General features: G+C 39.7%; 24 protein-coding genes. 10 read left to right on the forward strand and 14 right to left on the reverse strand.

The features are described from left to right. Positions 1–14: 14 nt before the first annotated feature. Positions 15–1,535, reverse strand: a complete 1,521-nt coding sequence (gene ppx, locus FTT94_RS05075) for an exopolyphosphatase (protein ID WP_168378483.1) — start codon at positions 1,533–1,535, stop codon at positions 15–17. A 266-nt stretch (positions 1,536–1,801) separates the two neighbouring features. Between ppx and trxA the strand changes: the two genes are divergently transcribed. The 3 genes from trxA (at position 1,802) to FTT94_RS05090 (ending at position 4,393) form a co-directional block, all read left to right on the forward strand. Continuing rightward, complete coding sequence (trxA, locus tag FTT94_RS05080) at positions 1,802–2,128, forward strand: thioredoxin (RefSeq protein ID WP_078192629.1); 327 nt, start codon at positions 1,802–1,804, stop codon at positions 2,126–2,128. Between the two features lie 323 nt (positions 2,129–2,451). Then, positions 2,452–3,720, forward strand: coding sequence for a transcription termination factor Rho (gene rho / locus FTT94_RS05085; RefSeq protein ID WP_067731074.1), 1,269 nt, complete (start codon positions 2,452–2,454; stop codon positions 3,718–3,720). Positions 3,721–4,132: 412 nt separating this feature from the next. Continuing rightward, entirely contained in the window at positions 4,133–4,393 is a 261-nt protein-coding gene (locus tag FTT94_RS05090) for a hypothetical protein (RefSeq protein ID WP_180170331.1), read from the forward strand. Positions 4,394–4,720: 327 nt separating this feature from the next. On the opposite strand, the gene FTT94_RS05095 is transcribed toward FTT94_RS05090, so the two are convergent. The 3 genes from FTT94_RS05095 to pheS all read right to left on the reverse strand — a co-directional run bounded on the left by FTT94_RS05095 (position 4,721) and on the right by pheS (position 8,504). Further along, on the reverse strand, positions 4,721–5,017 hold the full coding sequence (locus tag FTT94_RS05095) for an integration host factor subunit alpha (protein WP_004649746.1): 297 nt from the start codon (positions 5,015–5,017) through the stop codon (positions 4,721–4,723). Next, a complete protein-coding gene (gene pheT, locus FTT94_RS05100) occupies positions 5,014–7,395 on the reverse strand; it encodes a phenylalanine--tRNA ligase subunit beta (protein ID WP_180020962.1) in 2,382 nt (793 codons plus the stop codon). Before pheT ends, FTT94_RS05095 begins: the two co-directional genes overlap by 4 nt. Before the next feature lie 128 nt (positions 7,396–7,523). After that, entirely contained in the window at positions 7,524–8,504 is a 981-nt protein-coding gene (pheS, locus tag FTT94_RS05105; RefSeq protein WP_180170332.1) for a phenylalanine--tRNA ligase subunit alpha, read from the reverse strand. 159 nt (positions 8,505–8,663) lie between these two features. Between pheS and FTT94_RS05110 the strand changes: the two genes are divergently transcribed. After that, the gene (locus FTT94_RS05110) at positions 8,664–9,692 is read left to right on the forward strand and encodes a hypothetical protein (protein WP_180170333.1); all 1,029 of its coding nucleotides are present in this window, start codon (positions 8,664–8,666) and stop codon (positions 9,690–9,692) included. 84 nt (positions 9,693–9,776) lie between these two features. On the opposite strand, the gene FTT94_RS05115 is transcribed toward FTT94_RS05110, so the two are convergent. The 3 genes from FTT94_RS05115 to FTT94_RS05125 form a co-directional block, all read right to left on the reverse strand. Then, positions 9,777–9,989: a hypothetical protein gene (locus tag FTT94_RS05115; protein ID WP_180007268.1), complete on the reverse strand. Its 213-nt coding sequence runs from the start codon at positions 9,987–9,989 to the stop codon at positions 9,777–9,779. Positions 9,990–10,098: 109 nt separating this feature from the next. Continuing rightward, complete coding sequence (locus tag FTT94_RS05120) at positions 10,099–10,650, reverse strand: AAA family ATPase (protein ID WP_180007236.1); 552 nt, start codon at positions 10,648–10,650, stop codon at positions 10,099–10,101. A 70-nt stretch (positions 10,651–10,720) separates the two neighbouring features. After that, the gene (locus FTT94_RS05125; protein WP_180124069.1) at positions 10,721–11,101 is read right to left on the reverse strand and encodes a hypothetical protein; all 381 of its coding nucleotides are present in this window, start codon (positions 11,099–11,101) and stop codon (positions 10,721–10,723) included. Between the two features lie 251 nt (positions 11,102–11,352). On the opposite strand from FTT94_RS05125, the gene FTT94_RS05130 reads away from it, so the two are divergent. After that, entirely contained in the window at positions 11,353–12,327 is a 975-nt protein-coding gene (locus FTT94_RS05130) for a hypothetical protein (protein WP_180170334.1), read from the forward strand. Positions 12,328–12,394: 67 nt separating this feature from the next. On the opposite strand, the gene rplT is transcribed toward FTT94_RS05130, so the two are convergent. Both rplT and rpmI read right to left on the reverse strand, forming a co-directional pair. Continuing rightward, positions 12,395–12,754: a 50S ribosomal protein L20 gene (rplT, locus tag FTT94_RS05135; RefSeq protein WP_004647525.1), complete on the reverse strand. Its 360-nt coding sequence runs from the start codon at positions 12,752–12,754 to the stop codon at positions 12,395–12,397. A gap of 11 nt (positions 12,755–12,765) precedes the next feature. Next, positions 12,766–12,960, reverse strand: a complete 195-nt coding sequence (rpmI, locus tag FTT94_RS05140) for a 50S ribosomal protein L35 (RefSeq protein WP_065994397.1) — start codon at positions 12,958–12,960, stop codon at positions 12,766–12,768. A gap of 223 nt (positions 12,961–13,183) precedes the next feature. On the opposite strand from rpmI, the gene FTT94_RS05145 reads away from it, so the two are divergent. The 3 genes from FTT94_RS05145 to FTT94_RS05155 all read left to right on the forward strand — a co-directional run bounded on the left by FTT94_RS05145 (position 13,184) and on the right by FTT94_RS05155 (position 16,395). Next, positions 13,184–14,446: an MFS transporter gene (locus FTT94_RS05145; RefSeq protein ID WP_180170361.1), complete on the forward strand. Its 1,263-nt coding sequence runs from the start codon at positions 13,184–13,186 to the stop codon at positions 14,444–14,446. Positions 14,447–14,548: 102 nt separating this feature from the next. Beyond that, positions 14,549–15,289 (forward strand): energy transducer TonB, encoded by a 741-nt coding sequence (locus tag FTT94_RS05150; RefSeq protein ID WP_180170335.1) that lies wholly within the window; start codon positions 14,549–14,551, stop codon positions 15,287–15,289. A 371-nt stretch (positions 15,290–15,660) separates the two neighbouring features. Continuing rightward, positions 15,661–16,395, forward strand: a complete 735-nt coding sequence (locus tag FTT94_RS05155; protein ID WP_180170336.1) for an energy transducer TonB — start codon at positions 15,661–15,663, stop codon at positions 16,393–16,395. 58 nt (positions 16,396–16,453) lie between these two features. Here FTT94_RS05155 and FTT94_RS05160 read toward each other — a convergent pair whose 3' ends face one another. Together FTT94_RS05160 and FTT94_RS05165 are read right to left on the reverse strand one after the other, a co-directional pair. Next, entirely contained in the window at positions 16,454–16,882 is a 429-nt protein-coding gene (locus tag FTT94_RS05160) for a YqaA family protein (protein ID WP_180164422.1), read from the reverse strand. A gap of 12 nt (positions 16,883–16,894) precedes the next feature. Continuing rightward, a complete protein-coding gene (locus FTT94_RS05165) occupies positions 16,895–17,179 on the reverse strand; it encodes a hypothetical protein (RefSeq protein WP_078192639.1) in 285 nt (94 codons plus the stop codon). A gap of 181 nt (positions 17,180–17,360) precedes the next feature. On the opposite strand from FTT94_RS05165, the gene FTT94_RS05170 reads away from it, so the two are divergent. Next, positions 17,361–17,774 (forward strand): energy transducer TonB, encoded by a 414-nt coding sequence (locus FTT94_RS05170; protein WP_180170337.1) that lies wholly within the window; start codon positions 17,361–17,363, stop codon positions 17,772–17,774. Between the two features lie 30 nt (positions 17,775–17,804). Here FTT94_RS05170 and FTT94_RS05175 read toward each other — a convergent pair whose 3' ends face one another. Next, complete coding sequence (locus tag FTT94_RS05175) at positions 17,805–18,422, reverse strand: glutathione S-transferase N-terminal domain-containing protein (protein ID WP_180170338.1); 618 nt, start codon at positions 18,420–18,422, stop codon at positions 17,805–17,807. 314 nt (positions 18,423–18,736) lie between these two features. Here FTT94_RS05175 and FTT94_RS05180 point away from each other — a divergent pair, with 314 nt between their 5' ends. Next, positions 18,737–19,198, forward strand: a complete 462-nt coding sequence (locus tag FTT94_RS05180; protein WP_078192642.1) for an Hsp20 family protein — start codon at positions 18,737–18,739, stop codon at positions 19,196–19,198. A gap of 710 nt (positions 19,199–19,908) precedes the next feature. On the opposite strand, the gene infC is transcribed toward FTT94_RS05180, so the two are convergent. Both infC and thrS read right to left on the reverse strand, forming a co-directional pair. Continuing rightward, on the reverse strand, positions 19,909–20,457 hold the full coding sequence (gene infC / locus FTT94_RS05185) for a translation initiation factor IF-3 (RefSeq protein WP_078192643.1): 549 nt from the start codon (positions 20,455–20,457) through the stop codon (positions 19,909–19,911). 5 nt (positions 20,458–20,462) lie between these two features. Then, on the reverse strand, positions 20,463–22,385 hold the full coding sequence (gene thrS / locus FTT94_RS05190; RefSeq protein WP_078189589.1) for a threonine--tRNA ligase: 1,923 nt from the start codon (positions 22,383–22,385) through the stop codon (positions 20,463–20,465). Positions 22,386–22,461 lie beyond the last annotated feature (76 nt).

Genomic DNA, 22,461 nt, shown 5'->3' on the forward strand with positions numbered 1-22,461 from the left:
ACTTAACTGGTCTGTTAATTGATAAATTGTTCCGACTGGATATTCAGTTCAATATCCCAATGCTTAAATTGCACCTGCTCATCATGCAAGTCTGCAACCAACAAAGGCCACTGTTTGGCATCACCAGAAACACTAAGTTGCCATTGTTGCGCATTGTCCACGCTTAATTCAATGGCAGGAAGCATCTCATCGCTGCGACTATGATTTAATAAAACTGCTAAACGAAGCAATAGACATAAGTAAACAAGTTTGTTACCACCGACTTTCATCACATCGACACGTGCATCACTGCGTAACTTACGACGATGATGCGCCACTAAATGCGACAAATGATTTTGATCAATTTGTGAGAAACCCGGAATATCCGAATGTTGCAGTAAATAAGCACCATGACGATGGTATCCACTATGACTGATCGCTAAGCCAATTTCATGCAAATACGCTGCACGACGCAGTAAATCACTGTCATCACTGGTCAAATTCAGTGCGGTCGCCACACCATTAAACAGTTGTTGAGCGGTATTGACCACACGTTCAGCTTGTTTCATATCTGCGTTGTAGCGCCCCATCAACGCATGTACAGAACGGTCACGAACATCTTCATGTTGGAAACGTCCCAAGAGGTCGTACATCACGCCTTCACGTAACGCGCCATCAGAATAAACCAATTTATCGATATTCAGCACATCAAAGACTGCATACAAAATGGCAATGCCGGCTGGCAAAACTGCTCGACGGTCTTCTTTTAGACCATCAAATTCCATTTCATTGACATGCTTATATTTAAGCAATTTATCTTTGAGTTTAAATAAACCGTCACGTGTCAGTTCTTCCTGATCGTTGCTCCAGCCCATATTGACACAAATCTGACGACATGCTTTGATCGTGCCACTTGAACCGACAACAGTATCCCAGCCCGCAGCTTTATAAGTGTTGGCAATGCCTGCGATTTCCTTGCGAGCAGCATTTACCGCTTTATCAAAACTTTTCAGGTTAATTTCACCATCAGCAAAAAACGCTTTGGTAAAAGCGACACAGCCCATTTGCACAGATTCTGTATGAATCGGTTCAAACTCTTCACCAATAATCAACTCTGTTGAACCCCCACCGATATCAATCACAAGGCGGCGACCACTATTTGCCATAGTATGTGAAACCCCTAAATAAATTAGACGGGCTTCTTCACGACCAGCAATGATTTCAATTGGTTTTGGTAAAATTTCAGCGGCTTTTTGGATAAATTCATGACCATTTTTTGCTTGACGCAAGGCATTAGTCGCCACAATACGTAAACGGTTAGCTTGTACAGGATTTAAACGCCCCACAAAACGTGCTAGGCAGGCTAATCCTCGTTGCTGTGCGGCTTCAGTCAAATTTTTATTTTCGTCTAGACCTGCGGCAAGCTGTACTTTTTCTGACATTGATGCAACTTTTTTCACTTCACCATGGTCTACGCGTGCGATAGCCAAGTGGAAGCTGTTCGATCCCATATCGATAGCAGCAAGTAATTCTTCATCAATCAAAAAATCAGACATTATTCAAAAAAACCTGTTCAGAATTGTGCTTAGATTAATTCACATACATGCAATTTAAAAGCCATTTATGAGTAGTTCGGGCGGAACTTATCGATTTTTTATCTGAAGCAATGATAGTCATACACGATCATCGGCATCGTGATCATCCATTAGACAAACTGACCATTCAGGTCGAAAATTTACATAACCCCCTACATTGTTATAGTTGGCTATGTAATACTTATAAACATAGAGTCAACTTAAAAATTAATTCCGGAGCAAAATCCATGTCTGGCAATATCGTAAATACAACTGATGAAAACTTCCAAGCCGATGTACTAGAGTCTGATACTCCTGTACTTGTAGATTTCTGGGCAGGTTGGTGTGCTCCTTGTAAAGCCATTGCACCTGTACTTGAAGTACTTTCAACTGAGTTTGAAGGCAAAGTTAAAATCGTTAAAGTAGACGTAACTTCTTGCGAACAAACAGCTGTAAACTACAACATCCGTAACATTCCTGCATTATTAATGTTTAAAAACGGCGAAGTTGTAGCAACCCAAGTCGGTGCCGCACCAAAATCTAAATTGACAGCTTTCATCGAAGAAAACATCTAATATTTTTTCGATAATAACACTCGAAAATACGCTGTTTTACACAGCGTATTTTTTTGGTTGATAAATTGACAAATGCTGTGTTCTCTCTTATATTGTTTACTCAAGAAATTAAGGATCTCAAATCCTGTCATTTTCTTACAACACAACACATAAAATGCCGCTCGGCAACAGAATTGTTTTTCACATCTCTCTTCATATAACGAATCAGATCTCTGAATTGTTTTGTGCAAACCAATTGCTATCGTTTCTTGCATGATCGCGGCACATTTGTTGCTCCCTTTTCCAACCTGTACCTCAGAATTTTAGATTCTATCTGACCACCTATGAACTTAACCGAACTCAAGAAAAAACCGATTGGCGAACTCATCAAGATTGCCGAGTTTATGGGCCTCGAAGGAATGGCTCGTAACCGTAAGCAAGATATTATTTTTGCCATCTTAAAGCGCCACGCAATGAACGGCGAAGAGATTTTTGGTGATGGCGTTCTAGAAATTCTGTCGGACGGCTTTGGTTTCTTACGCTCTGCAGCGGGTTCTTACCTAGCCGGCCCTGACGATATCTATGTGAGCCCATCACAAATCCGTCGCTTCAACCTTCGTACTGGTGACACTATTACAGGTACGATTCGTCCACCTAAAGAAGGCGAACGTTACTTTGCATTATTAAAAGTTAATCAAATTAACTACGACACACCCGAAAACTCACGTAATAAGATTCTTTTCGAAAACTTAACACCTTTATTTCCAACCGAACAATTGGTAATGGAATTAGGTAATGGTACAACAGAAGACTTAACTGCGCGTGTGGTCGACTTGGTTGCTCCGATTGGTAAAGGTCAACGTTCAATTATCGTTGCACCGCCAAAAGCGGGTAAAACCATGTTGTTACAAAACATCGCTCAGTCGATTGTTCGTAACAATCCTGAATGTTTCTTGATTGTCCTTCTGATTGACGAACGTCCTGAAGAAGTAACAGAAATGGAACGTACTGTTCGTGGTGAAGTGGTTGCTTCAACATTCGATGAATCACCAGCTCGTCACGTTCAAGTTGCAGAGATGGTGATTGAAAAAGCTAAACGTCTTGTTGAACACAAAAAAGATGTAGTGATTTTGCTTGACTCAATTACTCGTTTAGCACGTGCTTACAACACTGTAATCCCTTCATCTGGTAAAGTTCTTACTGGTGGTGTGGATGCCCATGCTTTAGAACGTCCAAAACGTTTCTTCGGTGCAGCACGTAATATTGAAGAAGGTGGTTCACTGACAATTATCTCAACTGCGTTGATTGAAACTGGCAGTAAGATGGATGAAGTGATCTACGAAGAATTCAAAGGTACAGGTAACCAAGAAATTACCCTAGACCGTCGTATTGCTGAAAAACGTGTGTTCCCTGCGATGAACATCAAAAAATCAGGTACACGTCGTGAAGAGCGCCTAATGTCTGAAGATAACCTCCGTAAAGTTTGGATTTTACGTAAATTGCTTCATACACAAGACGAACTTGCAGCGATGGAATTCTTGCTTGATCGTATGAAAGAAACCAAAACCAATGATGATTTCTTTGATCAAATGAAACGTAAAGCATCCAACTAAGTTGAATGTTTGACTGAAAAGGCCATCTATAACGATGGCCTTTTTATTTGGTTGACTTTGGTTACACAAAGAAACATTTGATGGATTTCCATGTAAACTTATTTTCAAGCTTCTGATTATAAAAAATATATTTTAAAAAACCCTATTCTTTTTAGTAGTTTATTTGCTATTTCGCCAATATAAAACTTTCTCTTAATTGTTATTTTCTGTTAAAAAATGGCCGTTTTTCACCTATTTTTAACGGTTTTTTCAAAGTCACTAGTAGCATTTCAAAATACTCAGTGATAGCATACACGCAGACCAGTTAGACTGCTCTATGCATTTTTAATACCTATTCAAATTAGGCATAATAAAAGCACACAACAGACTAACGCAGGTTATTTTTTAATCTCATATTTTAGAGAGTGATGCCATGTTATTCAAAAAAATCGCTATTGCTGCTGCAGTTGCTACTACTTTAGCTTTCGTTGGTTGTGCTAAAAAAACTGAAGATGCTGCTGCTGACGCTAACCAAGCTGCATCTGAAGCTGTAGAAGCTGCTTCTGAAGCTGAAGCTGCGTCTGACGCTGCTGCTGTTGAAGCTTCTGCTGCTGCATCTGAAGCTACTGCTGCTGCTTCTGAAGCTACTGCTGCTGCTTCTGAAGCTACTGCTGCTGCTTCTGAAGCTCAATAATCTAACCGATTATTCAGCACAAAAAGAGAGCCCTATGGCTCTCTTTTTTATTGCTTCAAACTTTAAACCCTAGTTCATAAAAAGAGCTAAAATTCAAAATACTAAGCCCATGCTTATTGAAAAATAAAAACTGACAATTTAGCTAAAGGAAAGCCACAATCAACCTCTACGACAACTCAACTCAACTCAACTCAACTCAACTCAACTCAACTCAACTCAACTCAACTCAACTATATCGTCTCATTTTAAAACGAATATTCTTCAACATGACTTGTGCGATAGATGATGAACACTGCACCTCCTAAATCAAAGGCAAAAAAAAGCAGATCAATCGATCTGCTCATTTCCAACACGTTGACGGAATTTTTGTCCCGCACGGAAGGTCACTACACGACGGGCAGAAATCGGAATTTCTTCACCCGTTTTCGGGTTACGGCCTGGGCGTTGACGTTTATCACGCAACTCGAAGTTACCGAAACCAGAGAGTTTAACTTGTTCCCCAGAGATTAGCGCTTGGCTAATCTCATCGAAGAATAACTCGACCATTTGTTTTGCTTCACGACGGTTTAAACTCGTGAGCTCACTTAAATGATCAGCCATTTCTGCTTTTGTTAATGCTGTCATGAAGCCCTCAATGTCGCCTGGTAAGTGTTTTCCAACACCTGAAGTATGTTATCCATACCGGTTTTGATTTCAGCATCTTCTAATGTACGTGTTGGATGTTGCCATTGAATTGCAAATGCCAATGAGCGCTTGCCTTCTTCGACACCTTGACCAGTGTACACATCGAATAACCAAACTGCGTCTAAAAGCTCACCGCCGGTTTTTTCGATAAGTTGCTGAATTTCACTAACATTAATCTTATCACTAATTAAAAGCGCAATATCACGTCGAACCGACGGAAAACGTGATAATTCTGTAAAATTAGATACATAAGTTTGCAAAACAGCCGATTGATCCAACTCAGCTACCCAAGTTGTTGCCAAATCCAACTCATCTTCTAAAGATGGGTGTAAACGACCGAAGTAACCAATTGATTGACCATTGACTAAGATTTCAGCAGATTGACCTGGATGCAACCACGTACGCTCTGAACGTACATATTCAACATTTAAACGTGCAGAATTTAAAATCTCTTCTACATCGCCTTTAAAGTCAAAGAAATCCATTGGCTGTGCTTTACCATGCCAAGATTCAGTCGTACGCGAACCTGTTGCAACTAGTGCAAAGGTTGGTATCTGTTTGAGATCATGAATGCTGTTCGCACCTTGATAATCAAAACGTAGACCAAGCTCATAGAAACGAACACGATTTTGCTGACGGTTCACGTTGTATTGCACACATGGAATCAAACTTGATAATAAGGTTGAACGCATCACTGCAAGATCACTAGAAATCGGGTTTGCAAGCGCTAGTGGTTGAACCTGTGGATTCAATTGTTTCTCAAGTTTCGCATCAGCAAAGCTAAAGCTAATCGCTTCTTGATAACCCAAAGCCACTGCAGTTTGACGTAACTGAACCAATTCAAATTGGTCTTGGTATTTCGCTAGTTTGACATCAATCACCGGCAAGCTAATTTGAATATTGTCGTAACCGTGAATACGTGCTACTTCTTCGATGAGGTCTTGATAAATCGCCATGTCAAAACGATGTGATGGTGGTAAAACAGTCCACTCACCTTCTGCTTTCACAGTGACATTGCAACCCAAACGCGTTAAAGCATCCGTAATAAATGCAGATTCAACTTTATAACCGAGCAGTTGATCAACTTGCGCTTGGTTCAGTTCAATGGCTTCACGTTTTGGTAATAACTCTACTTTTTCAGCAACAGTAATTGGACCAAACTCACCACCAGCTAAATCAGCAATAAGCTGAGAAGCACGATGCATTGCAGTCATCGGCAATTCAAAGTCTACACCGCGTTCATAACGCTGAGATGCATCGGTATGCAAACCAAAACTACGTGCACGACCTGCGATATAGAGTTGATCAAAGAACGCCGACTCAAGGAAAATTTCAGTGGTATCGTCAGAAACGGCTGAACTTAGACCGCCCATGATCCCTGCAATCGCCAAGGCTTTTTGATCATCCGCAATCACCATCACGTTTTCAGATAATTTAACTTCTTGTTCATTCAACAACGTTAACTTTTCTGCTGCTGTTGCTTGGCGTACACGAACTGCCCCTTCAACTTTACCGCCATCGAATGCATGTAAAGGTTGACCCAATTCCATTAAAACGTAGTTGGTAATATCGACCAAAATACTGTGCTGACGGATGCCTGCACGAGCTAATGCACGCTCCATCCACTCAGGAGTTGGTGCTTTGGTATTGACGTTTTTGATCACTCGACCTAAGTAACGTGGGCAACCATCAGTTTCAACAACAACTTTCTTCTCATCAGTAATTGTTGCAGCAACTTCTTTAATTTCAGGGGCAGTCACAGGGAGTTGATTAATCACACCAATTTCACGTGCAATACCACGAATACTGAAGCAGTCACCACGGTTTGGCGTGATGCTGATATCAATCACATTGTCATCAAGATCTAAATATTCACGCACATTTACACCAACAGGTGCATCGGCAGGAAGCTCTAATAGACCGTCGATTTTATCTTCAAGATCAATTTCAGACGCACCGCACAGCATGCCTTGTGATTCAACACCACGAAGCTTGCCTTTTTTAATTTTGAAATCGCCCGGAAGTACTGCACCAATGGTTGCTACAGGAGCTTTCATGCCTACACGTACGTTTGGAGCTCCACAAACGATTTGTAACGGCTCGCCTGAACCGATGTTTACAGTAGTGACACGTAAACGGTCAGCATCGGGATGTTGAACTACTGTTAAAACTTCACCGACTACTACACCAGTAAATGGTTTTGCAGCAGGAGATAAATCATCAACTTCTAAACCTAACATGGTCAGTTGGTCAGAAAGTGTATCGCTATCAATGGCTGGGTTAACCCATGTACGCAACCAATTTTCGCTAATTTTCATTTATAAAAACCTATATATCTAAATTTCTAATCCCCTCTAGCGCCCCTTTAGAGAAAGAAGACGAACCCTAAGTCATGATGGACAACCCCTCTCCTTTCAGGAGAGGTTAGGGAGAGGTATAAAACTGTTTAAGCAAATTGGCGTAAGAAACGCACATCATTTTGGTAGAACATACGTAGGTCATTAATGCCATAACGCAACATTGCAAAACGTTCTACACCTAAACCAAAGGCAAAGCCTTTGTATTTTTCTGGGTCAATGCCAGCGGCTTGTAAAACGTTTGGATGCACCATACCGCAGCCCAAAACTTCCAACCATTTACCACGTTCATCCATGATATCCACTTCCGCACTTGGCTCTGTAAATGGGAAATAAGATGGACGGAAACGTACTTTCAAATCTTTTTCAAAGAATTCATTTAGCAAGTTCACTAACAAACCTTTAAGTTCTGCAAAGCTAGTGTTTTCAGCCACATACAGACCTTCGATTTGATGGAACATTGGAGAATGCGTTTGGTCCGAGTCACAGCGATAAACACGACCAGGACACACAATACGGATTGGAGGCTGCTGATTTTCCATCGTACGAATTTGCACGCCTGAGGTATGCGTACGAAGTAAATGATTCGCATCAAAATAGAAAGTGTCGTGCATCGCACGTGCAGGGTGATGACCCGGAATGTTCAATGCTTCAAAGTTGTGATAATCATCTTCAACTTCTGGACCAGTCGCAACAGTAAAGCCAGCTTTGGTAAAGAATTGGCAAATACGTTCTTGAACTTGAGTCACAGGGTGAATGCTACCCACCGTTTGACCACGGCCGGGTAAAGTAATATCAATCGTTTCGCTAGCAAGCTTTTGTTCTAATGCAGCTTTTTGTAATTCAGCTTGACGAGCAGTCAGTGCGCCAGTAATCGATTCACGAACGGCATGAATTTGAGCACCAAAAACTTTCCGTTCTTCTGGGCCCATTTTACCGAGCGACTTCGATTGTTCCGCGAGCTGGCTTTTCTTCCCTGTAAATTGCACTCGCACTTGGTCGAGTGTAGCAAGGTCCTCTGCTGCTGCAATCGCAGCGAGCGCTTCAGTGGTCAGGGCTTCCAGTGACATAGTAACTCTCAAAGCAACAATTTAAAAAAATAATATAAACCCCTTATTCTAACAGTTTTTAGCCGTTATGATGAAGCGCATTCACAAGTTAAAATTGCATTAGCATCAAGTTTTAAAAAAAGTATAAGATAAACACAATATCAATGGGATCCAATCTTTATGGCACTCGATCCAATCTGGAAACAACAGCTCACACTCGTCACTTATGGCAATGAATTTCTCAACCAAGGTTTGAGTTTTCAACGTTGGTTGAATCACCACATTTTTGATCAGCACAGTTTCCATTTTCGTGATTTGCTATCACAGCATTTATTGGCTCAACATTTCCAAATTTGGCTAGAAGGCTTAAAAAAACAAGGGGTACAACGCTTAAGTTTACATAGCTCCAGCTTGCTGAATGATGAACAAAATCCGAATGCTAACGTTGAACTTCTTCCCTTTGCCCATTTTATTGTAAGCCACGAAAAAAATAAAAAGCAGGCATGGATTTTTGGTAAAGAACTTGCCGAGTGGTATAACGCAGAAAATGACTATGAAGCACCTGTATCCCAACAACTACAAATACGTCGCGAAACTTTTTGGCGCTATGAGCTGAACCATAAACTCATTAAACGCATCGAAGCGGATATGCAGTTACCAAAATGGGATGATATTCATAACTTCACTGAAGCAGAATTATTTTTGCAAAAACCGGCGGAAGGTTTTATTGAGCCGGAGGTGTTAGGCACACCTTATTATGGTACGCAGCCTGATCTAAGCAGCGAATCGAATGAATCCGCAAAACTTGCACTCTTGCCAACGGATGCACAAGCGGATTTCGCACATGACAGCTTACATCGCCTAGAAGCATTAAACCGCCATATTCAGTCTAAAATTCAGCATCCCTATCACGCAGATGGCAGCATCTATACACCTGAAGAACAGTTAAATTTGCGACATTTTGCTCAAAAAACTGAAGATTTAACGGCAAAATTTATTGTGAAAGTCGCCAATCACTATAAAACTGCACGCTTAACTCCTGTGGTTGAAAGCTCTCCTCTGGATGGTTTTAAAACTGAACAAAGAAAATCAAATCCTCAACATGCACACACGCCAAATCCAACCCATAAACCCGGTGCAGGTGGAGTGATTACTTTAATTATTATTACGGTAGTGATTTGCTTATTGGCTTATTACTTCGGACTTTAACTGTATAAATGTGATCAATACTAAAAAGCCCTTCTCATGGAAGGGCTTTTTTATGAACATGCTTATATATGAAAGACCTCAAAATTATGAGGTAGTTAAATAATTAAACGGACGAATTTCTAATCGAACGCGATGTTGATCGGCATGTTGATTAATATAATGACTGATAGAGACTACTTCCCCCTCAAGCTCGGCATCTGCACCATACATGATTTTGACCGCCTCACCTTTGCGGGGAATCATTTCGAGTTCTACTGTGATGTTGCCTTGACCCATTCCAACAATTTCAGCCAACATTTTATTTTCCTTTTGTTTTTTTCTATCCATACATTAGGCATGGCGCAAAGCTTGGTATAAAGATTATTTCTGTAACTTGGCTGCACTTTTTATTTTTGCAATATAAAACTTAAACATCAAAAACATAAGAGCCCAATTGTTCTAAAAACGCATCAACTGCAGTTGGTGTCTCTAATCGAATCCATTGAATATGTTGATATTCAGGTGCAGTCATCATCTGTAGATATTTTTCACGATTTTTTTTATGGGTTTTAATCATCCACCAAACGATTGAATCTCGACCAAACATTCGCCACAAACTTTCCTGATTATTTGAATCCGGCCAAAGATCTTGTTTGGACTTAGCCCGAGAAATCGCGCGCTTTACAGAGCGGTATAAATTGACTGGAAATGGTAGATCGAGCCATATCACTGTATCTATTTCAGACCATTTCACCGGAATCGCCCGAGTATAGTTGCCATCAATAACATAACCATTTTTCGCTTTGGCAATTTCAGCTTCGATACGTGCAAAAAAGATTTCGTCAGGACACTCCTGCCAATCATCCAGCCAAAATAGGTTATCCAGTTCAATATAATGTAACCTTAATTTTTCCGCCAAAGCTCTGGAAAAGGTTGATTTTCCAGTGGCCGATGTACCGACTACATTTATTCTTTTCATTGCCATGATGATCTACTTGAGTCTGGTGAATCTACTCCAAGATAACAGCATTGGATCTGTAGGTTAACTTTTATTCTTTACGATAATCCAAAAGATCTGCATCGATATTGATAAAATCAGGCTTTGGGGTTTGTTCAAATTGAACGGCTAATATATGTGACTGATTAGAAATGCAGGCTTTCGCGACTCGATGCATCCCATCCATCACTCGACCACTGGCACATAAAATAATGGGATAACTTAAGTCTGCATCATTTACCAATTGCAGATGTTCAATAATTTGCTGTGTGGTCGGTACAGATTTTGGAAACCAATATGCTTCATTTAACTCTTGAATGTCATTTACAGGGATTTGCTGAATCTTAAAATTTTGACTGAGTTTTACTAAACGATGTACATCCCAAATATACGTATCATCACCTACTTGGCGGAAGTGATACTGTTTGCGCACCAGGCCGTTACCTTTTGAATCAAATTCAAGCTAAGATAACTTACAATTGAAAAATAAAAAAATGATTCATTATGCTAGATCATTACGAGCAATTTATTCTGGGTTTGCAATATAACGCTCAACGCTTTTTTGACCAGAAGATTTACTATGACGAGATTTTGCACCCATGGTGCGGCCAAGCTTGCAACATTTTCTTGATTCGCGATTTTAAAACCAACGCATTACTACATGACTCAGTGGATCATTTGATCATGTATATGGCTGAAAAGCGGATTAGAACATGCTCACTTTATCCATTTGATCTTCTTTTTGAGCATGCAAAACTTAATCAACATCCTCATTTTGACTTTGTAAAAACCAACTACCCTCTTGCTGTTTTCCACAACAATTTAAATCAAGCCTTTGCACTGGTTCAAATCCAATCTGAAACGAAAATTTTAGATATCAGCCCTATTGGTGATCCTCGGGAGTTTTGGGGTGCAAGTTCCACACAATTTCATGACGCATTCGGGCTGTTTACATTGATTGAGCTCAATCAACAACAGCGGAACGAATGCTTTTGCTTTGATAAAAAATCGAGTTGGAGCAGTTTAGTAAATAGCATTCAACTGGATTTATTTGAACATCCGTTTTCTACCCACATTCAGCCTCAATTTAAACTAATCCATAATTTGTATTATTATGACCTTCAGGATGATTCACTCCCTCTTCTTTTGGAGAATCATCAAGCTTCACCTCAAGTTGGATTAAGTCTGCTTGAAATGCTCAATTCAATCGAAGCTGCTATCCAAAATTTAAAACATGTAAAAAACGAAAGCTCACCGATCCATTTATTTACAACCGAAGAATATGCACAACTATTAGATTATGAGTACAAACTGTCAGAACACCTTGTAGATGTCACGTGCTATACAGCCAATCATTTCAACCGCGAAAGTTTAGTCAATGATGAAGAGAAAGCTTTACTCAAAAAACTACAGAAAAAATACCCCAAAGTTAATTATTTCAAGTCAACATCTGATCAAGCTCTTTCCGCCACCAACACTTCAACAGATAAAGAGCCTGAAAAACCATGGGTTGTATTTTTTTCTTTAGTTTTAATTTTTGCCATGCTATTCGCTTTACTTTATGGCTTTTATTTACTTTTTAAACAATTTGAGTTTATAAAATTTGCCGCAATCACAATTGGCATCATTGTGTTTTTAGCCATATGGTCGAAAAAATAAGATGTCTAATCAACTTCGTCCATAAAAAAAGACCGCTAAAAGCGGTCTTTTTTTAAGTCATAAAGACTTATGCAGCTAATGCATCTTTAGCTTTAGAAGCTAAAGCAGCAAACGCAACTGCGTCATGCATAGCGATGTCAGCAAGTACGCGACGGTCGATAATCACTTGAGCTTTTTTCAAGCCAGCGATCATACGGCTGTACGACAAACCATTTTGACGAGCACCAGCATTGATACGCGCAATCCATAGAGCACGGAATTGACGTTTCTTTTGACGACGGTCACGGTAAGCATATTGACCTGCTTTGATTACTGCTTGGAACGCTACGCGATATACGCGTGAACGAGCGCCGTAGTAACCTTTAGCACGAGCAAGAATTTTTTTATGACGGCGATGAGCCTGTACACCACGTTTAACACGAGCCATTTATAATCTCCTTAGATGTATGGGCACATACGGCGAACTGAAGCAACGTCACTTACGTGAACCATTACACAGCCGCGTAATTGACGGATACGCTTAGCAGATTTTTTGGTCAAAATGTGTCGTTTGAACGCTTGGTGACGTTTAAAACCGTTTGCAGTTGGCTTGAAGCGTTTAGCTGCACCACGGCGAGTTTTCATCTTAGGCATAAGAACCTCTTTTGAACACCTGTTCGGCACGTCTGCACCATTGCAAAGACGCCCTGCAGGTAAGGGAGCGAGTATTCTAAAGCATCTCTGCTCAAAACAAAAGCGAATCTTTCTACCGAATATCGAACTTAATTAATTTTCTGATATAGATTTTCCGATGATTTTATAAGCGATGCCCAATAAGGCTTATATAATGTCGGCACGCCAACTATTAATGTCCATTATGAAACCTGCACAGGATGCTTTTGCAGCCCTACGTTATCGGGATTTCTCGATTGTTACGCTTAATCAATTTTGTCTGACCTTAGCCATTTTGATTCAAGAAATTATTGTTGCTTACTCACTGTATCAAATCACTAAAGACCCGCTAACACTGGGCTTAATTGGTTTAGCCGAAGCAATTCCTTTTATTGCTCTCTCTTTGTGGGGAGGATACTTTGCAGATCGTTTCAATAAACAGACCATTATGAAAATTTGTCTGTTTTTTTCTGTACCGATGCCACTGATTCTTTGGGGGTTATTTCACCAATACGGTCTCGGCCAAATTGATGTCACCCAACTGTCTTGGGGTATTTATGCGGTCATTTTTGGGCTTGGAACGATCCGTGGTTTCTATAATCCCTCGGCAACGTCGCTTAAACCTTTTTTAATCCCGCGGGAGCTCTATGCCAATGGTGCAACATGGACAACGATTGGTTGGCAAAGTGGGGTGATTATTGGGCCAATGCTTGGCGGTTTTATGTTGGCATTTTTAGGCCGTGAAACCAGTTTGCTCAGTGTTGCAGCACTACTAACGGTCTGCTTCGTCCTCATTAATCTGCTCAGTAAACGCAGTTTCCCTAAAATTGAATCTGACAATTTAAAAGACAGTTTAAGTGAAGGTTTTCGATTTATCTGGAAAACCAAAATTGTCCTTTGGGCGATTTCACTCGATTTAGTTTCTGTGCTTTTTGGTGGCGTGATTGCCCTCTTACCGATTTTTGCCGAAGATATTTTAAAAGTGGGGCCTGAAGGTTTAGGCTACTTACGGGCAGCACCGTCTATTGGCGCCCTGATCACTATGATTGCATTGACCAAATTCCCTCCAACTCATCATGCATGGCGTAATATGTTATTGGCTGTAGCGGGTTTTGGTGTATTTACCATTTTATTCGCATTTTCAAGCAATCTTTGGTTATCACTCTTTGCACTAGCAATGACCGGGGCATGTGACAGCGTGTCTGTGGTGGTTCGTCAGACCATTTTGCAACTTTATCCACCTGAAAATATGCGGGGTCGTGTTGCTGCGGTGAATGGCATGTTTGTTTCTAGCAGTAATGAACTTGGAGCTTTTGAATCGGGACTTGCAGCAAAATACATGGGCACGATCATGGCGACACTTTTTGGTGGTTGTATGACCATGGCTGTTGTTGCAATCAGCTGGGCAAAAACACATGATTTATTTAAAGTAGATATCACCCAAAGTAATGAAAATTTAAAAAAATAAATTTACCGATCATATTAAGGGCAAATATTCATTTTGCCCTTTTTTTATGGATGATTTACACTCTATTTTTCTCCTTTATTTTAATAATTTAAGATTTATTTTATGAAAATTAAAACATTGATTTTACTGAGCAGTATTTTATGTGGCTATTCCTATGCTGATACTAACCTAAACACCATGCCCAAAGAAGTTAAATTAAAATCTAGTGATGTTAGTTGGCTTAGAACACCAAGAATTGACTTTAATGCAAATGATCTAAAAGGTAAGTCACGTGAATTTCTTGTACGTTTATATGTAAATGAGACTGGTAAAGTGACTCAAGTCGAAACTCTCAAAAGTACAGGCTTAGATTCTTTGGATCGAAAAATCAGCGTATCCTTAAGATATACAAGATTTAAGCCTTATATAGAGCATGGTCAAGCCACTTCATTTGTTGCTGACCTACCTATTAAACTAGAAACTATTGAAGAAAATACTGATTCCCCAAGTCGTATTTCACCTCAATGCAAAATAGAACTTCATTCAAATGTTTATGAAGCTCAAGACAAAGGCGCAAAAACCGCATTTAAATATCAACGAACTTTGCAATCTATCTATTTAGATCGAAGTCTGTTCACTAAAACTAGTCCGTCTATCTCCATAACATTCACAATGAAAAAAAATACAGTAACCACTCCAGACATTACACTGATAGAAAGTTCTGGTAATCAATATATCGATGAACAAATCAAACAAATCATTTCCCATACAGCAGTTCAATCTAAAAAATCATGGTTTCCATTTTTTAAAATGACAGCTACAGATCAAATTCGTCTCGATAGCAGTGATTGTGAAAATAATTAAATCATTAAAATTAGCCTATAAAATGTAGCTTGATAAAAATATATCTACCTGCATTTGCTAGAGTGACCATGAATAAAAGTCGCCATTTTTTTCATTTACTATGCCTGCTATAAACCTCATGGGATCGCGAATCATGAGCATCCAGCTCATCGGCAAAGACCAATCTTCCTATGTGGTGGCTGTATGACCATGGCTGTAGTTGCGATCAGTTGGGCAAAAACACGTGATTTGTTTGGGATCGACATTACCCATCAGTCAAAAAAATAATGGCATATTTTCCATTTAAACCTTGCCAGTATTTCCAATACAGGAAATACTGCGCAGCAATATCGACGCATTCATCACTCACTTTGTGATCTTAGAATAGACTTATGAAACAATATCTGTGCTTAACCCTTTTGGCCTGCGCTCCATTTTCTACAGCGTTTAGTGCTTCTACCAAAACCCACCAACTTCCGGCACAGAATATTGAAGTTGCTCCTGCGCATTTAACCACGCGTTTAAATTGGTCGGTTTTTCCAAAACCAGTATATGCCAATGAAGACCTCAAGCAACGTGATCGCGCAGCCATTATTCGTGTCACAGCGAATGCAAAAGGTACAATTACCGATGCAAGTGTTGAAGAAAGTACAGGTGTCGATCAACTCGACCGAATCTTAATTTCTGCTGTCAAAAAAGCTAAAGTCAAACCACATTTAGAAAATGGTGAAGCCAAAGCCATTATTGGCTATCAAGCGTTTAATTTGAGAGTTAAAGGCAATACGCCTGAATGTGATTTCAACTTTGATTCAAAAGTTTGGAATGCACAAAGTGCAGATAAGAAAACGCCATTCCAATATGTATCTCAACCAAAATTAGATCTCACTAGTCATGAGTTGAAACAGCATGATCGTAAAGTCAAATTTAACTTTAAAGTGGATAAACACGGACAAGTGAAAAGGGTCAAGATCAAGCAAGGCTCTGGCATTTATGCACTCGATCAGAAAGTCGTTGAAGCATTGAGAAATAGTCAAATCTCGGTTAAACGTACTGCGAGCACCCTATGGGTCTACAAAAAGTCGAACTTTAAAGATGAAATTCAGTTTAAAGTGAACGGCTGTAAATAAATAATAGATGCAACATTTCAAGCAGGGATTGAATCTTTCAATGCCCTGTTTTTTTATCTCAGAAAAAACCTAAAAATATAAGATAAATACAGAGATAACGTCCTGTTTTCGCCACGGTAACCATGAACACAAAGCGCCAGAAGTCTTCTTTCATTAAACCCGCGATTAAAGTAATTGGGTCTCCAATAATCGGCAGCCAACTCAGTAGCAAAGACCAATAGCCATATTTGTGATAAATACCCTGTGCCTGCTGCATTTTCGACTCTGACACGGGAAACCATGTTTTATTTTTATAATGTTCTACTTTTAAACCGAGCCACCAATTCACACAAGAACCGAGAATATTACCAATACTGGCCACCATAATCAGCAGCCATGGATTATGTTGACCATAGCTCAACAAGCCGAGCAATACGGCTTCGGACTGTAAAGGAAGTAAGGTCGCAGCCCCAAATGCCGCGAAGAATAAAACTAAAAACGACCACATCGAAACGAATGCTTAGAGACCTAATTTTTTCTTCGACTTCAAATATTCAAAATTTGACCAAAGCACTGCTGCAACAATTACAACGATTCTCGACCATTTATATTGTGAAGAAATCGGTTCAATCGCAGCTCGCATCAAGTTTTGATCTTTGGTATGTAAATCTGCAAGAATATTTTGAACATGCACAATTTCAGCGACAAATAGCACTAAGCAGCCTGCAATACCAAAAATAATACTCCAATAGATTCTTGGGTTATTTTCAACAATACGGGTAAAATTTAAGAAAAAGTCTTTCATCGCAAAATCGTCCAACTAAGCCGTCAACAACGCGTTCTTTTCGGCAGCGCCGCATTCTAACACAGCGTTAGAATTTTCTTCAGTCCTATCTAAAATCTTAAGGTGAGTCTTTCCGCACTTTACTTTTATACATGAGACTTCTAATCTGCCACGCAAATATTGAATAATTTTAACTCACTTTATGAAAAAAACTCTTTGCTTAAGTTTTATTGTGTTATTACAAATTTTGACCGCTTTATATGCACAAAGTCCTTCTGAAGTTGCCAAACAACACGTGATTACACAAGATCAAATGATTTGGCAAAAGCGACCTATCTTTAACTTCAACAATGACGATCTGGGCAATCAAAATCGTGACCTTAGTTTTAAATTGTATGTTTTAGCCACCGGCGAAGTTCAAAAAGCTGAATTAATCAAAAGCTCTGGACTTACACACATTGATAAGCGGGTTGAGCAGTCACTTTTACGTGCCAAGTTCAAACCTTATATCGAAAATGGTGTAGCCTCCCCCTTTGTTGCCTTACAGCCCTTCTCACTCAAGACCCTGAAAGAAAACCAAAGACCTTGGTGGAAAAAGCTTCTATTCATTTCATAAAAAAAAGAGCATGTTTCCCTGCTCTTTTTTTTAAACGTGTATTGCTAAGGCTTTTTGTACCGCTGGACGGGCCGTCAGTCGATCAATATAGTCTTTCACGTATGGATAATCTTCCAACTGAATTTGCTGCCATTCGTGACGCAGCGCCCAAGGCAGAATAGCCATATCTGCAATCGAATACTCTCCAGCCACAAATTTTTGACCAATCAACTGATGGTTCAAAACTTTATATAAGCGTTTAGATTCATTTACATAACGTTCAGCTGCATACGGAATACGTTCAGGTGCAAAACGACTAAAATGATGATTTTGTCCTAACATGGGCCCAAAACCACCCATTTGCCACATCAACCATTGTTCAACTTCAACGCGCTCAAACTCATCTTCTGGATAAAACAAACCTGTTTTACGTCCAAGATATTGCAGAATCGCACCAGACTCAAAAACTGAAATCGACTCTCCTCGTGGGCCATTCTGATCCACGATTGCAGGGATTTTATTGTTCGGAGAAATTCTCAAAAAGTCTGGCTGAAATTGATCATTTTCCAAGATATTAATCGGAAAAATTTGGTATTCCAAACCCATTTCTTCTAAAGCGATGGTAATTTTATGTCCATTGGGTGTACCCCAATAGTAGAGATCAATCATCTATATTCCTTTTTAATTTTCAGTAAGGCAATCTCATTTTGCTTTATGTATAACATGTTTAATCCAGTGAAAGCTTGTCAGTTTTTCTGCAAAGTAACGTTAAAATGTGAATTATCACTTTGCTTTTAAAATCACTTAAGGTACAAAATTCAAAAAATATAATTTTTTTATAAAAATCCCTTGAAAAAAATCAGCACAGACCGATATTGATACATGTACAAGGATCAAACGATCTTGTTAGTGAACAGTGGATGCCAAGCATCACTGAACATTTCTTATTGTTACAACTTTGCTTATTAAAGAGAGTTCTAATTATGAGTAGTTTAAATCTTAACCCACTTTTCCGTCGTAGCATTGGTTTTGATCGTTTCAACGATTTATTTGATTATGCCATGCAAAGCGACACACCAAATTACCCGCCATACAATATTGAAAAAACGGCTGAAAATAGCTATCGCATTGTGGTGGCAACCGCAGGTTTTACAGAAGATGAACTTTCGCTAAACTTAGAAAATCAAGTGCTAAGCATTTCAGGTAAACCAACTGAAGCGCAAGATACAACTGTGGAATTCCTGCATAAAGGCATTGCTCGTCGTACATTTAAACTGTCTTTACGCTTAGATGAACATATAGAAGTGCAACAAGCCCTATATGAAAATGGTTTATTGACAGTGGACTTACAGCGTATTATTCCTGAAGAAAAACTACCACGCCAAATTCCAATTGGCAAAAAGGCATTGATAGAAAGTCCTGTCCAAGAAAATATCGCTGAGTAAACCCTCATAAAAAAAAGACCCTTCGGGGTCTTTTTTATATTAAGAAAATTAGTTAGATTCAAAACATGACAAACAAGAATAAAAAATCATGCCATCTCAAGAATATAGTGTCTCGATTCCAATTTATATGTTTCGTTTTTTATCTATTCTCAACTTAATCTTACCCATAGGTGTTTTTAATGAATCCTTGGTGGGTCTGGCTTACAAGCTGTTCATCTACTCTTTTTAAATTTTGGCGTATCTTGCAAAAAATAATCCTACTCTGTATTACTATCTATTTATATGAAATGTACTTTGTTCTGATTGCTTTTATGACATGGAATATACGACCTAATATAACCAAGATAAAGATCTATTAGAGGGTACTGAAAATCCCCATCTCACGGCCGGTGTTATGTAAATAGATCTCACATAGTTAGCTCAATAAAAAGCTTTGCTCACTTTATACCTACATTAAAACTAAATTAAAGCATTTCAAAACGTCTGAATCGAAACAACGATTGAATATCAATTAAAATATAATCAAATTTGTCTTTCTTAAAGAAACTTACTTAATACCATCAGACATAAGTTCGCATTCATGAATTTTGCTCTATTTTCCAATCAATACGCAGCAAAAATTATTGGTGCCCTTGAACATCATTGAGATTAAAAAACCAAAATATAGGCAAAAAAAAGCACTGCAAATGCAGTGCTTTTTTAATGGATACTTACTTTTTCTTTTTAGGACCAAGCAGCATACCCATTTGACGGCCTTCCATTTTCGGGGTTTGTTCAACAACACCATAGTCAACCACGTCAGCTTCAATTTTTTGCAATTGAGCCAAACCTAACTGTTGGTGTGCCATTTCACGACCACGGAAACGAAGCGTGATTTTTACCTTATTGCCTTCTTCAAGGAACTTGATAATGGCACGTAGTTTAACGTTGTAGTCACCAACATCAGTACCAGGGCGTAGCTTGATTTCTTTCACCTGTACTTGATGTTGTTTTTTCTTCGCTTCTTTTTGCTTTTGTTTTAGATCAAACAAATGCTTGTTAAAATCCATGATTTTGCAGACTGGTGGCTCAGCATTAGCAACAATCTCAACAAGGTCAAGATCTACTGCTTCTGCAGCACGCAAAGCGTCAGCAAGAGATACAATCCCTTTTTGCTCGCCATTTTCGTCTACTAGACGGACTTCTTTTGCACGAATTTCATCATTCAAGGCAGGACGGTTTGATTTTCCGCCCTGTTGATTACGGTCAGGCTGTTTAATCGCTTTTACTCCACAATGTACCGGCCGCGTTCGGCTACGGCTGCTTTTACTAGGTCAACGAATGCATCAATTGACATAGTACCCAAATTTTTTCCAGAGCGAGTACGGACGTTTACAGTACCTTCCTCAACTTCACGGTCTCCAAGAACCAATAAGTAAGGAATACGCTCTAAAGTACGTTCACGAATCTTAAAGCCGATTTTCTCATTTCTCAAGTCTGAAATCGCGCGGATACCGCTTTCTTTAAGTTTAGCGACGACTGACTCACATGCTTCAGCTTGTGAATCGGTAATGTTCATCACACATGCTTGAATTGGAGACAACCAAGGTGGCATGAAACCAGCATAGTGTTCAATAAGTATACCAATAAAACGCTCGAAACTGCCAAGAATTGCACGGTGCAACATTACAGGCTGATCACGGTCGTTATCTTCAGTCACATAAGATGCGTCAAGACGTTCTGGTAAGTTAAAGTCACATTGAATTGTACCGCACTGCCATACACGACCTAAGCAGTCTTTGAGTGAGAATTCAATTTTCGGACCGTAGAATGCGCCTTCACCCGGTTGAAGTTCCCACTCTAGGCCTGCAGCATCTAAAGCATCTGCTAAAGATTTTTCCGCCATGTCCCAAAGTTTGTCATCACCCACACGTTTTTCTGGACGTGTAGACAACTTCATTTGTACTTCTTCAAAGCCGAAGTCTTTATATACATCTAATGTCAGTTTAATAAAGTCTGCAACTTCAGTACCGATTTGTTCTTTGGTACAGAAGATATGCGCATCATCTTGCGTAAAGCCACGTACACGCATAATGCCGTGTAATGAACCTGATGGTTCGTTACGGTGACATGAACCAAACTCAGCCAAACGAATTGGAAGGTCACGGTAAGATTTTAAACCTTGGTTGAACACTTGCACGTGACATGGGCAGTTCATTGGTTTTACTGCATAATTACGGTTCTCTGAGTGAGTCGTAAACATGTTTTCAGCATAGTTTGCTGCGTGACCTGATTTTTCCCAAAGCGTGAAATCAACCACTTGCGGTGTACGGATTTCTTGGTAACCGTTGGCTTGTTGAACTTTACGCATGTATTGTTCAAGCACTTGGTAAATCGTCCAGCCGTTTGGATGCCAGAACACCATACCCGGCGCTTCTTCTTGCATATGGAACAAGTCTAACGCTTTACCAATTTTACGGTGATCGCGTTTTTCAGCTTCTTCAATACGTTTGATATACGCAGCTAACTGTTTTTTGTCAGCCCAAGCTGTACCGTAAATACGTTGCAGTTGTTCGTTTTTCGCATCACCGCGCCAGTAAGCACCAGAGATTTTAGTCAACTTGAACGATTTTAAGAATTTAGTATTTGGAACGTGCGGACCACGGCACATGTCCAAGTAGTCTTGATGATAGTACAAGCCCATTTCAGTTTCTTCAGGCATGTCTTCGATCAGACGCAGTTTGTATTCTTCGCCACGTGCAGTGAACTCTTTAATCACTTCATCACGTGGAGTCATTTTTTTGATGACATCGTAGTCTTGGTCGATGAGCTTTTTCATGCGCTCTTCGATTGCTGCCATGTCGTCTAAAGTAAAGGGACGTGGCATCCAGATGTCATAGTAGAAACCTTCTTCAATGACAGGACCAATGACCATCTTTGCTTCTGGGAACAATTGCTTAACTGCATGACCCACCAAGTGCGCACAAGAGTGACGAATGATGTGAATACCATCTTCATCTTTAGGCGTGATAATTTGTAGGCTAGCATCTTCTGTAATTAAATCAGACGCATCAACTAAACGATCGTTTACACGACCCGCAACTGTATTTTTTGCTAGACCAGGACCGATGCTTTGAGCAACTTCCATCACAGACACGGCATGATCAAATTCTTTTTGATCGCCATTTGGCAAAGTGATAATTGGCATATAAAAATCCTTAAGGAGTGATGCCCCGTACAATGGAGCATGTCACCGCGAGATTATGATCGAGGGAGACCCCCCA

The organism is Acinetobacter sp. YH12027, assembly GCF_013420085.1.
GTDB lineage: Bacteria > Pseudomonadota > Gammaproteobacteria > Pseudomonadales > Moraxellaceae > Acinetobacter > Acinetobacter amyesii.

What these genes read in the sequence shown, in the direction of transcription:
- ppx (WP_168378483.1), bottom strand. Translation starts at nt 1,535, where the DNA reads ATGTCTGATTTTTTGATTGATGAAGAATTACTTGCTGCTATCGATATG.
- trxA (WP_078192629.1), top strand. Translation starts at nt 1,802, where the DNA reads ATGTCTGGCAATATCGTAAATACAACTGATGAAAACTTCCAAGCCGAT.
- rho (WP_067731074.1), top strand. Translation starts at nt 2,452, where the DNA reads ATGAACTTAACCGAACTCAAGAAAAAACCGATTGGCGAACTCATCAAG.
- FTT94_RS05090 (WP_180170331.1), top strand. Translation starts at nt 4,133, where the DNA reads ATGTTATTCAAAAAAATCGCTATTGCTGCTGCAGTTGCTACTACTTTA.
- FTT94_RS05095 (WP_004649746.1), bottom strand. Translation starts at nt 5,017, where the DNA reads ATGACAGCATTAACAAAAGCAGAAATGGCTGATCATTTAAGTGAGCTC.
- pheT (WP_180020962.1), bottom strand. Translation starts at nt 7,395, where the DNA reads ATGAAAATTAGCGAAAATTGGTTGCGTACATGGGTTAACCCAGCCATT.
- pheS (WP_180170332.1), bottom strand. Translation starts at nt 8,504, where the DNA reads ATGTCACTGGAAGCCCTGACCACTGAAGCGCTCGCTGCGATTGCAGCA.
- FTT94_RS05110 (WP_180170333.1), top strand. Translation starts at nt 8,664, where the DNA reads ATGGCACTCGATCCAATCTGGAAACAACAGCTCACACTCGTCACTTAT.
- FTT94_RS05115 (WP_180007268.1), bottom strand. Translation starts at nt 9,989, where the DNA reads ATGTTGGCTGAAATTGTTGGAATGGGTCAAGGCAACATCACAGTAGAA.
- FTT94_RS05120 (WP_180007236.1), bottom strand. Translation starts at nt 10,650, where the DNA reads ATGAAAAGAATAAATGTAGTCGGTACATCGGCCACTGGAAAATCAACC.
- FTT94_RS05130 (WP_180170334.1), top strand. Translation starts at nt 11,353, where the DNA reads ATGTATATGGCTGAAAAGCGGATTAGAACATGCTCACTTTATCCATTT.
- rplT (WP_004647525.1), bottom strand. Translation starts at nt 12,754, where the DNA reads ATGGCTCGTGTTAAACGTGGTGTACAGGCTCATCGCCGTCATAAAAAA.
- rpmI (WP_065994397.1), bottom strand. Translation starts at nt 12,960, where the DNA reads ATGCCTAAGATGAAAACTCGCCGTGGTGCAGCTAAACGCTTCAAGCCA.
- FTT94_RS05145 (WP_180170361.1), top strand. Translation starts at nt 13,184, where the DNA reads ATGAAACCTGCACAGGATGCTTTTGCAGCCCTACGTTATCGGGATTTC.
- FTT94_RS05150 (WP_180170335.1), top strand. Translation starts at nt 14,549, where the DNA reads ATGAAAATTAAAACATTGATTTTACTGAGCAGTATTTTATGTGGCTAT.
- FTT94_RS05155 (WP_180170336.1), top strand. Translation starts at nt 15,661, where the DNA reads ATGAAACAATATCTGTGCTTAACCCTTTTGGCCTGCGCTCCATTTTCT.
- FTT94_RS05160 (WP_180164422.1), bottom strand. Translation starts at nt 16,882, where the DNA reads ATGTGGTCGTTTTTAGTTTTATTCTTCGCGGCATTTGGGGCTGCGACC.
- FTT94_RS05165 (WP_078192639.1), bottom strand. Translation starts at nt 17,179, where the DNA reads ATGAAAGACTTTTTCTTAAATTTTACCCGTATTGTTGAAAATAACCCA.
- FTT94_RS05170 (WP_180170337.1), top strand. Translation starts at nt 17,361, where the DNA reads ATGAAAAAAACTCTTTGCTTAAGTTTTATTGTGTTATTACAAATTTTG.
- FTT94_RS05175 (WP_180170338.1), bottom strand. Translation starts at nt 18,422, where the DNA reads ATGATTGATCTCTACTATTGGGGTACACCCAATGGACATAAAATTACC.
- FTT94_RS05180 (WP_078192642.1), top strand. Translation starts at nt 18,737, where the DNA reads ATGAGTAGTTTAAATCTTAACCCACTTTTCCGTCGTAGCATTGGTTTT.
- thrS (WP_078189589.1), bottom strand. Translation starts at nt 22,385, where the DNA reads ATGCCAATTATCACTTTGCCAAATGGCGATCAAAAAGAATTTGATCAT.